The following is a 2541-nucleotide window of genomic DNA, read 5'->3' as shown; positions in this document are numbered from 1 at the left end:
AAGCATGGGGGCATAGTCGCGGCGGCGGCTCGGTTGGGTGAGGACCTCGACGCTGTCGATGGCCTGGTCGATCGCGCCGGGGAGATGGCCGAACGGGCCGTCGGGTCGGTGTCCGAGCCGGGTGAGGAGGGCTCGCAGCTACGGATCGCTGATCGCATCGGTCAGCGCACGGGTGAGGCGCCCGGCGCCGAGTACCCGGATGTCCCGGGAATGAAAGCGGCGCGGCGCGGGGTCGACAGGCTCGGCCAGACCAAGCTGGTTCGTGGCGTCGGCGAGGTGACTGGCCGTGGCGCACAACGCTGCTTCGCGTTCCCGCCACCGCGTCGCGTCGAGCGCGTGGCGCAGGTGCCGACCGACCTGGTCCGCGAGGGTCAACTGCGCGAACGCGGTCATCAGCCACTTGCTGTACGGGGCCCAGCGGCGTTCGAGGAGGAATCCGATCCGGGCAAGGTCGCGGGCGACGCGGGCGGTGAGTATGCGTGAGCCGAGGTCGCCGCCGCGGCCACCTGCGCGGCCGATGAACGGTTCTTCCTACTGATGGTGCGGCCGGCCGTCGTGTCGGTGTCGCTGTCGGGATAGACAACCGGGAAACCGCCGAACCCGGCCGGCAGCCTCTCCAGGGCGACGTCGAGCGGCGTGGTGTCGAGACCTGGCGGGACGAAGAGCTGGACGCGGGGGCCAAAGTCGTGGTCCGTGGAGACCTCGTCGTCGAAGCCGAGCACCTCGGAACCCTCACCGAGCAACGCGGCAGCGTGGGGCACCCCCGCGGCCAGCGGCCGAACCGCCTGTTCGTAGAACCGCCGGGAAAGATCGCGACCGGACACGGCTCTGAGTTACTCCTCAATGCTTCCTGTCATGAACCAGGCGACGTCCCATGCTCCCTGCCGCTGCCACGTCGGCGCACCAGGTCTTCGCCCGCCGCCGGGCCGGCCGGGCCAACGGCTCTGACGCGCTTGCGGCGGCGATGGTTGGCGACAGCCGGCTGATCTTCAAACGTTGAGGCGGATGTGGCGTAGCTGGACGGCGAGTTGGCGTCCATGTCGCACGAGTCGCCCTGACGTGTCAGGGCCGAGCGTGAACCCGGCGTGGCTTGCGATGTCATCCGCCACGGCGGAGATCGACAGGGTGTCGGTGCCGAGATGGCGGGCGAACTCGGGGGCTTGCAGGACGTCGAGGGCGTGGTCGAGCTGGCGGGCACTGTAACTGCGGGATGTCTCACCGCGTCGGTGGATGCGGCGGATCATTGTCGTGCGGTCGACGAGGAGCGTGACATGAGCGACGCGGTGTCCGGCGGCGCGGGTCGAGGCCGTCAGTTCGGCGAGCAGGTCGGAATCGAGGATGGTCATCGGCGCGATCACCGGGTTCTCGGGACCTTGGAGAGCAAGGCGGAGCATCTCGCTGACCGCTTGGCGCCACAGGGGGACGTCGCGGAAGTCCCTGCGGCGGGGCTTTGGGAGCATCCGACGCATCGCGAAGCCGAGGTGCTCAGGGTCGCTGATGAAGCTTCCGGGCAGTCTGCGGTGCAGGTTGTGGGCGACCTGGGTTTTCCCGACGGCGTTCGGACCATTGATCCAGATGAGGGTCGGCACCGGCCGAAGATATAGTCAGGTTCAGCCAGACCAGCATCGCCCACCACACACCACGACCGATGCCCGCGGTTGACGAACGGCCCCGGGGTCCGACCAGCCTGTGTGGCCCTCATGCGGTGGCGGTCTCCACGCACCGCCGCACGAACAGGCCGCCGATCCCCAAGACGTCGTCGAGCAGTCGCCGCACACGCTCGGTCTCGTCGGCGGTGCAGTCGATCAGGACCTTGACCTCCACGTCACGGCGCCGACGGCGCTGCCACGGAAGACGTCCATACCGCCGCCATCCGCGGCCACGGTCGTGAACGGCGTCTGGACGTGACCGTCCCCCTTCGTCCCCGTCCAGGCCGTCGGCGAACAGGTTGCCCTGTACGTTCTTGGTGATGACCCAGCGGCGACTTCGGATAACAACCACGGATGTCATCCGAAGTCGCCGCTGCCCAGCACCTCGGCGAGGCGGAGGCGGTTCGCATGGCCGCAACGTGGTCGTCCAGGCGGGACTCGAACCAGCTGTTGAGGTCCTGACCAGCGCCGTTCCACATCGCTGGATCTCAAGCGATAGATCGCAAACCGCATTCGCCCAGGCCAGAGGCATGATCAAAAAATGCGTAGGGCGGGTGGGGCTCGAACCCACGACCGACGGATTATGAGGGACTTCCGGAAACCTCGCCGACCTCGGCGGATGCCGCGTGACCTGCGCGGATGGCTTGCGGCATCTGCCGTCGTCTTCGGCGGTATCTCACCATCCTGCGGACTGGCTGCGGACCGGCCGGGGCGGCCACGGCGGCTCCTCGTGCCTCCCATTTTTTCGTCCCGTTCCCCGGACAGCGCCTTCGCCTGTGCGGGACGCCGGTCGGGTCAAGGGTGGCGCAGCCAGTCCGAAGGACCGCCCGAAGGACGCCCTTGACGCGGCCGGTGCCCCGTCAGATCATCGGGCGCCCAGCCGGGGAAGGGC

Annotated in this window: 5 protein-coding genes; 1 reads left to right on the top strand and 4 read right to left on the bottom strand. The window is 68.6% G+C overall.

Annotation, left to right across the window (positions count from 1 at the left end; genetic code table 11):
* Nucleotides 1–138: 138 nt before the first annotated feature.
* Nucleotides 139–477, bottom strand: a complete 339-nt coding sequence (locus ACY45C_RS06260; RefSeq protein ID WP_462186722.1) for a DUF4037 domain-containing protein — start codon at nt 475–477, stop codon at nt 139–141.
* Entirely contained in the window at nt 393–824 is a 432-nt protein-coding gene (locus tag ACY45C_RS06255) for a hypothetical protein (protein ID WP_462186703.1), read from the bottom strand. Before ACY45C_RS06255 ends, ACY45C_RS06260 begins: the two co-directional genes overlap by 85 nt.
* Nucleotides 825–874: 50 nt before the next feature.
* On the opposite strand from ACY45C_RS06255, the gene ACY45C_RS06250 reads away from it, so the two are divergent.
* Entirely contained in the window at nt 875–1000 is a 126-nt protein-coding gene (locus tag ACY45C_RS06250; protein ID WP_462186702.1) for a hypothetical protein, read from the top strand.
* Here the strand turns inward: ACY45C_RS06250 and ACY45C_RS06245 are convergent.
* Together ACY45C_RS06245 and ACY45C_RS06240 are read right to left on the bottom strand one after the other, a co-directional pair.
* Nucleotides 990–1589, bottom strand: coding sequence for an ATP-binding protein (locus tag ACY45C_RS06245; protein ID WP_462186701.1), 600 nt, complete (start codon nt 1587–1589; stop codon nt 990–992). The genes ACY45C_RS06250 and ACY45C_RS06245 overlap by 11 nt on opposite strands.
* A gap of 109 nt (nt 1590–1698) precedes the next feature.
* Nucleotides 1699–2001, bottom strand: coding sequence for a hypothetical protein (locus ACY45C_RS06240; RefSeq protein WP_462186700.1), 303 nt, complete (start codon nt 1999–2001; stop codon nt 1699–1701).
* Nucleotides 2002–2541: the final 540 nt, after the last annotated feature.

This window comes from Frankia sp. CcWB2, assembly GCF_977927585.1.
This window is presented reverse-complemented; position numbering and strand designations above follow the sequence as displayed.